The sequence below is a fragment of the Bacillus sp. ISL-34 genome (assembly GCF_018613325.1).
In the GTDB taxonomy this organism is placed as follows: Bacteria; Bacillota; Bacilli; order Bacillales; family DSM-1321; genus Peribacillus.
Genome location: NZ_JAGGQJ010000042.1, coordinates 37606 through 44137, shown reverse-complemented (window position 1 = coordinate 44137; position 6532 = coordinate 37606). Strand labels below are relative to the sequence as shown.

The 6532-nt window shown below is 39.4% G+C and carries 7 protein-coding genes and 1 pseudogene; 2 read left to right on the top strand and 6 right to left on the bottom strand.

The features are described from left to right. Nucleotides 1–253: pseudogene (locus J7E52_RS25455) on the top strand (hypothetical protein); the annotation flags it as partial. A 212-nt stretch (nucleotides 254–465) separates the two neighbouring features. On the opposite strand, the gene J7E52_RS25450 reads toward J7E52_RS25455, so the two are convergent. The 6 genes from J7E52_RS25450 to uraD all read right to left on the bottom strand — a co-directional run bounded on the left by J7E52_RS25450 (nucleotide 466) and on the right by uraD (nucleotide 4994). Next, nucleotides 466–885: a VOC family protein gene (locus J7E52_RS25450; RefSeq protein WP_214751180.1), complete on the bottom strand. Its 420-nt coding sequence runs from the start codon at nucleotides 883–885 to the stop codon at nucleotides 466–468. Nucleotides 886–1231: 346 nt separating this feature from the next. Further along, the gene (locus tag J7E52_RS25445; protein ID WP_214751177.1) at nucleotides 1232–1990 is read right to left on the bottom strand and encodes a carbon-nitrogen hydrolase family protein; all 759 of its coding nucleotides are present in this window, start codon (nucleotides 1988–1990) and stop codon (nucleotides 1232–1234) included. 580 nt (nucleotides 1991–2570) lie between these two features. Further along, the gene (gene tpx, locus J7E52_RS25440; protein WP_214751175.1) at nucleotides 2571–3110 is read right to left on the bottom strand and encodes a thiol peroxidase; all 540 of its coding nucleotides are present in this window, start codon (nucleotides 3108–3110) and stop codon (nucleotides 2571–2573) included. Between the two features lie 30 nt (nucleotides 3111–3140). Continuing rightward, nucleotides 3141–3500 carry a hydroxyisourate hydrolase gene (uraH, locus tag J7E52_RS25435; RefSeq protein WP_214751173.1) on the bottom strand — a complete coding sequence of 120 codons (360 nt, stop codon included), beginning with the start codon at nucleotides 3498–3500 and terminating at the stop codon, nucleotides 3141–3143. After that, nucleotides 3500–4483 (bottom strand): factor-independent urate hydroxylase, encoded by a 984-nt coding sequence (gene pucL, locus J7E52_RS25430; RefSeq protein WP_214751171.1) that lies wholly within the window; start codon nucleotides 4481–4483, stop codon nucleotides 3500–3502. Before pucL ends, uraH begins: the two co-directional genes overlap by 1 nt. 13 nt (nucleotides 4484–4496) lie before the next feature. After that, nucleotides 4497–4994, bottom strand: coding sequence for a 2-oxo-4-hydroxy-4-carboxy-5-ureidoimidazoline decarboxylase (gene uraD / locus J7E52_RS25425; RefSeq protein ID WP_214751169.1), 498 nt, complete (start codon nucleotides 4992–4994; stop codon nucleotides 4497–4499). A 239-nt stretch (nucleotides 4995–5233) separates the two neighbouring features. On the opposite strand from uraD, the gene J7E52_RS25420 reads away from it, so the two are divergent. Next, nucleotides 5234–6424, top strand: a complete 1191-nt coding sequence (locus J7E52_RS25420) for a PucR family transcriptional regulator (RefSeq protein WP_214751167.1) — start codon at nucleotides 5234–5236, stop codon at nucleotides 6422–6424. Nucleotides 6425–6532 lie beyond the last annotated feature (108 nt).

Below are 6532 nucleotides of genomic sequence, written 5' to 3'. Positions count from 1 at the left end.
ATCTAGGCAAAATAATCGAATTGCTTCACATCGAAAAAGGATTACCAAACGGCAGGGAAAAATGAAAGGACGAATTGCTTCTGCTCATTTACTATTGACGATTGCTTACAACATCTTAAAAACAGGAGAACCCTATCATGAACTAGGCTCAAATTACCTAGAAGAAAAACAAAATAACAAAGAATTAAAAATGATCGAATACCTAAAAAAGAAAGGCTATACAATCGCTCCATCTAAACAACAAACTGCATAACCAGTTAAATAACGAAATAGTACATTTAAGCCCATCAAAAAAATGAGAATATGGAGGGTTTATTTTAACATGGCTTTTTTACTATTGTGTTTTCATACAAAAAAGCTGCCTTAAAGACAGCTCCGATCAGTAAACGATTCTATAAATTGTATAAACAAACTAGTGATGCGAGTAGTACAAACTGGACATGCTTTGAATGCCGGCAGCGCGGATCACGCTTTTCTGTTCGAATCCAGAACCTCCAAATAGTGCTGATTGTACATAATGCCTAGGATGTTCCCAAAGGGATCAACCACGGAGGCAGTAATGAACCCCTGACCGCGAACTGTAGGTGCCTCGTGTTCTTTCGCTCCCATAGACAGCAGCTTCTCGAAAGTTGCTGTCACATCGTCGACGTGCCAGTACACGACGGCACCACCGGCCGCGCCGGTCGAGGATCCACCGGGGGCGTAGCGGCTATCGATTAGGCCCAGCTCGTGCTGGTAGTCCCCGAGGCGAAACTCGGCATATCCCGGGCGTTCGAAGTATGGGTCGATACCCAGCAGCTCTGCGTACCACTTCTTTGCCGCCACTAGATCAGCCGCCCAAAAACTGACGGTGGTGAGTCCTCTTAATGTCTTTGTGTCACTCATAATCGATTTCCTCCTCAATGTTGAGTAAGTCTTCAATATTTAGGGTCACCGGGTAATTTCCTAGTTGCTGTTTCAAATTGTAAACGTCTAATGCTGACAACAGTATGTCAGTGGAGGTGAATATTTCATCAAAAGTGATTTGAACATTTATTCTTTTGATTAACTTCGATTTACCTACGAATAAACCCTTCTCTTATACAAGAAAATGTCCCAATTGTTGAACAAAGTTCAAACGGCACTGTTGGACTAACCTGCCCCTAGCAATAAGAAAAAACTGCCTTAATGACAGCTCCGTTTCTTCATCTAGCGCACCCTTTCTTTCAACAAGAGTTGGTGTATGTTCTCATTATATGTAATCGATGTCGAAATGAGGGGATAGTAATTCCATGCTTTGTAAATCCCATTCAAAGGTAAGTATGGCTGATTGTTTTGATTTATGAGTCAGGAGGGGTACACCATTTTTTATGATCATGCTTTCTGCATCCCAAAAGCGGACAGTTTCGTCTTCGCCAGTACGATTACAGACTATTACGGGCAGCCCTGTTTCTAGTGACCTTTGTTCCCATTCTCCCTCCGGACCATGTAATCCGGGACCCCAGGAAGACGGTGCAAGTAATATTTCTGCTCCTTTTTCAGATAAGGTGCAAGCAATATCTTTGTTATATGCGTCTGCACAAATCATAATGCCAACCTCAACATTGTCTGTTTTTATTGGCTCTAATACTTCCCCTGAAGCTGACCAATCATCAAGAACACTGATTTTTCTCTGTTTACCTATTAAATGACCTTTTTTATCTATGACAAACACAGAATTATACAACTCTCCGTCACTGCCTTTTTCAGGGCACCCCAAAAATACAGTGCTTTTCAAATTCTTTAGTTTACGGCTCAAATTATTCATCCAAACATCAGGTTGCCTGTTAATCCATCCAGTCCCAATCTCATGATTGAATTGAAGTCCGCTGATACATAGTTCGGGTGTTATAATCCATTCGGCATCATTATTTGATGCTATATGAATGGCTTGTTCAATTAGTTTTTGGTTATGCTCCACATCACCAGCGATAGGCAATAGGTGCAGTAAAGCTATTTTTATTTTCCTCATAATGATCTCCCAAACATCAACGTAAATTAATGGCTATACTTGTAAATTGTAGCATAGACATTGATTGGCTTGTTCAACTAATCTTCCTCGGCAGATTTTACCCATTCGCTGATGTAGAATATATCACCCACATTTATCACAAAATACTCCATTGCAGGGGCTGTTTGTTGTATCATCAAGAAATTGAAGTGGAAGGGGCAGAGATGACGGATTTTGAACGTTAAACAGGAGTTTACGGTTATACTTATTTCTATTTCAGGTTTTCTAGCGTTGCTCTGTTAATTAGTAAGTGAAAAACATAAAAAGGGCGCTTCCTCGGATAAGGAAGCGCTTCCATCTTATATAAAGCTATTGGACTTTCATTATAGCATGATTACCCTTCAAATAACAGGAATTAATGTTTAATTTTAGTTCATTTAATTTTATTTTGACATTAAATACTTATCTCCTTTTGTTAATGAAGTAACTGGAAAACTACTAATTTAATTCAGTATCCACAAAAGACCGTCCAGCTTTTGTAAATCGGACGGTCTTACGGATAATAGAATATAATTTTAATATCCTTCGTGAGGGAAAATATTTATTTAGCTGCACCAGCTTTATTTATCACTTCCTTCGCTACCTGCAATGCGGATTCATAATCTGGGTGATCCGTGACTTCCGGTACATATTCCACATACTTAATGGTTCCTTCTTGATTTATTACAAATACTGCCCTGCATTCCAGTCGTTGTTCTTTCATATACGTTCCATATGCAGTACCAAAAGACAAATCAAAGTGATCGGAGAGAATGGTTATAGCTTCCACATTACTTTCTTTACACCATCTTGCTTGAGCAAAGGGAAGGTCTGCGCTGATAGCCAACACTGCTACATCATCACCCATTTTGCTTGCTTCTTCATTTAAGAGCTTTGTTTGTAAATCACATACACCAGTATCAAGCGAAGGAACAGTCGTGATGATGCATGTCTTATTTTTATAGTCTGTTAAATGTGCTTTACGGCGGTCATTTGTTAATAGTGCGAAGTCAGGGGCCTTATCCCCTACTCTTAGTTCAGGACCAATCAAGGTCACTGGATTACCGCCTAAAGTCACTGCACCAGTACGTTCATGTGCCAAATTGAACCCTCCAACTCTCTTACTGATTTATTAGCTTCCTCGGTAGGTGCTATATCCTCCCGGAGCAACAAGCAGAGGAACATGATAATGTTCTTCATTACTTCTTATTCCAAAACGAAGTGGGACCTTATTTAAAAATGTTCTTATATTTGGATCATTCGCTCCATCATTGAAATATTCCCCAACATAAAAGACAAGCTCATACTCCCCTGGTTTGAGATCATCCCCTTGAAGTAGCGGATCATCCACTCTCCCATCTTTGTTTGTACAGACCTCTTTAATGAAAGAATGGTCTCCCTGTTCTGCTATGGCCCAAAGTTCTATCTTCATTCCTTTTGCCGGCAGACCTTTAGACAGGTCCAAAACATGTGTGGTCAGCTTACTGTCCATTATCGGGAAGCCCCTACCGTTGAATCAGCTGCCTTTTTTTGTTTAACGTCTTCTTGTGTAACGACAAAGCCTTGGAAGCCAAACGGAGGACGTGGTTCCTGATAAACACTTCCTTCTGAATTTGGAATGGTTTCTACAACGGTTTCCCAGGTACGATTATTGGTTTTAAATTGAACATTCGCCAGCTGAGGGAAACGTTCCAGAATCCTAATACCAATATGATAAATGAGCTGCTGAATCGAACGGTTATTCAGTTCATGGAACACTGTGTTTGCAATATCACAAATTTGTTCTGCCGCTACATATTTTTCTGGATTCGCTCCAGTGCAATCCTCCCAGCGGCTATATTCCCAATCGAAATCCAAGTAGATAAATAGTGGACGATCCTGAGCTTCTGGCAGTGTGGTGTATTCATCTTGAATAAATCCATAAAAAGAGCTTCCTTTAACCTTGATTAAATGGACATCAACTATTCCACTTGAATGCTTAACGATTTTGCTTCCGGTAGGTGTCCTTTTGACTTCGATTGTAGTGGTAGCCCTTTCATTTCTGGAACATCGATAGACAACATCACTATTTTCATGTCCTTCCCCTTTTGGAACGAGTACATGATCGAAGGGAACTTCAGTTGCTGTCAGTTCCACTGCATCTATGTGGCTATACTTATCAAGGAAAACTTCACATATGAACTTTAAAAATCCTTCCGCCGTATTTCCTTGATAATTGGCCGCCTGGCGATGAATGATGTTTTTCATGGAATCCGTTGCAACCACCAAGCTATTATCTCCTTCCGTAAAAGAAGATAAAAAAGCTTCCCCTTTCAGAGAAATCTGGCAATTAAATCCAAAAATAGTATTATCTCTTTCTGTGAAACTTGATTCCGGTATTTTCCTCAAACCTGTAAGAGGCTGTACAAAAGTCCTGTATACAAATACATCCCCTTTGCCGTAATACATCGTTCTATTTTCATTTTGAATTGTCATATTATTCCTCCTCCTAGTTAATAAAATCAGATAGCCTGTGTCTGGCAATTAAGTGGATTTGCTTGATCGCTTCCTTAAGTTCATTTGCCTGATCCAAACCAATCCTTCTTTTCATCTCTGCCTTTATCACCGTTTTATCGCTGCCACGGACAGCAAATATGAACGGAAATCCAAACTTTTCTTTATACTGATTATTTAACGCATGAAATTCTTCATATTCATCCGGAGAAAGCGAATTCAAACCGGCTGCGGATTGTTCTTTAACTGATGCTTCAGCCATATCAATCCGGGCTGCTAGGTCCGGGTGAGACTTGATTAATTGGAGCTGTTCCGATAATGAGGCATTCTGCACAACTATTTCCATTTTCTGTTTTAGGTCCTCTAAGGAAATGAATGGCTTGTACTCCCATGAACGCTCTGCTATCCATGGAGAATGTTCATATACCCAACCTAACTTTTGGATGAATTCCACCTTGTTCAACTCATTAATGCTATTAAGGTCAGATATCAATACGGGCCCTCCCTTCTTCCAATTATTTTTATAATTCAAAACATTCTTAACTTAATTGAATTATATACGTGCGTTTATTTATAGGTCATTAGCTGAAAAAGCTAATATTTTTCCAACCCCTTTGTGCTTACCGCACTCACCTTTTAAAGAACAGGCTATCCTAATAGCTTAGCTTTAGTTGCCAATATTCAAAAAATTAGTTAAATTAGAGAAAAAAGGCACAGCGAAGGGGACCTAACATGCATTTAACGATGACTGATGCATTAAAATTACCACAGATCAAACAATGCCAAGTGGCAGCTGGCATTCAGGGACTTAATAGAGAAATAGAATCCATCAATAGCTTTGATGCTCCTGATGTGCTTTCCTGGTTGAAGCCAAATGAATTGATTCTAACAACAGGATACTTATTTCAAGATAATCCGCAACAATTAGACCAATTCGTAATCGAATTGGCAAAAATGAATTGTTCAGGATTGTTCATCAAACTGGAAGAAATTCCGCAAACCACCATCAGCATTGCCAATATGGCCAATTTGCCTATTCTCAAAATCCCCCCTGAGTTTTCGCTATCAGATATCATGTCTCCCCTGCTTCGTGAAATTGTAACGAGACAGAATGAACAAAAAGAGCAAAGTTATAGTATGGAAGATATTTCCGTAGTTGGTGCCGAAAATTTAAGTTACGGGATTTTAGGAATGACGGAGGACAAATCCAGCTTCCATCAAATTACTGGGGGATTCATATGTACGGTTTTACCTTTAACGCTGCAATGGAATCAAAAGAATGATTCCATTACTTATAAACAGCTTATCAAGACAATTGAAACATTAACCGAACAATATAAAATCGATAAGCTCATAAGGAATATCAAGGGCAGTCTAGTTATCATTTATCTGGATACCATCCCCCTAGGGAACACCCGATTTTATTCACAAGTCACCCAGATAAGCCAACAAATTATCTCTACTTTATCTAAACACCTGCCAATGGAACTTACGCTGGGAGTTGGTAACTATCATACAGGTATTAATAACCTGGCCAATAGCCTACAGGAAGCTTTACAATCTATTGATTTGGGAAAACGATTGAACCCAGGAAAGGAAGTTTACAGCTATAAAGAATTAATAACATTTAAAATTTTGCAGTATACTCCAAAAAATGTGCTCATGGATATTGTTACAGGTAATTTAGCACCGCTGAAGGAGCATGACGATGAAACCCAGTCTGATCTGATCAAAACCTTGGAGGCCTATTTGCAATGCAATCTTCGACCTGCTGAAACGGCCAGAAAAATGGGGGTACACCGAAACACTATCCATTTTCGAATTAAAAGCATAAAAAAACTATTAGGAATGGAATTAAGCAATGATGATCTATTCACTTTAAAACTTGCCCTATATGCCAAACGTCTGCTGGATAATCGATAAGAAATGGCCCATACACATGAAAAACTGCCCGGGATACTACATTCCCTGGCAGTTTTTCATGTGCAGTAACACTTGATTCCCGATTCCTTCAAATCATGCTTCCTTTAC

Excerpts from the sequence above, each read along its gene's own strand:
- pucL (WP_214751171.1), bottom strand. The coding sequence starts at position 4,483 with ATGACAATTCAAAATGAAAATAGAACGATGTATTACGGCAAAGGGGAT.
- uraH (WP_214751173.1), bottom strand. The coding sequence starts at position 3,500 with ATGGACAGTAAGCTGACCACACATGTTTTGGACCTGTCTAAAGGTCTG.
- J7E52_RS25450 (WP_214751180.1), bottom strand. The coding sequence starts at position 885 with ATGAGTGACACAAAGACATTAAGAGGACTCACCACCGTCAGTTTTTGG.
- J7E52_RS25445 (WP_214751177.1), bottom strand. The coding sequence starts at position 1,990 with ATGAGGAAAATAAAAATAGCTTTACTGCACCTATTGCCTATCGCTGGT.
- J7E52_RS25420 (WP_214751167.1), top strand. The coding sequence starts at position 5,234 with ATGCATTTAACGATGACTGATGCATTAAAATTACCACAGATCAAACAA.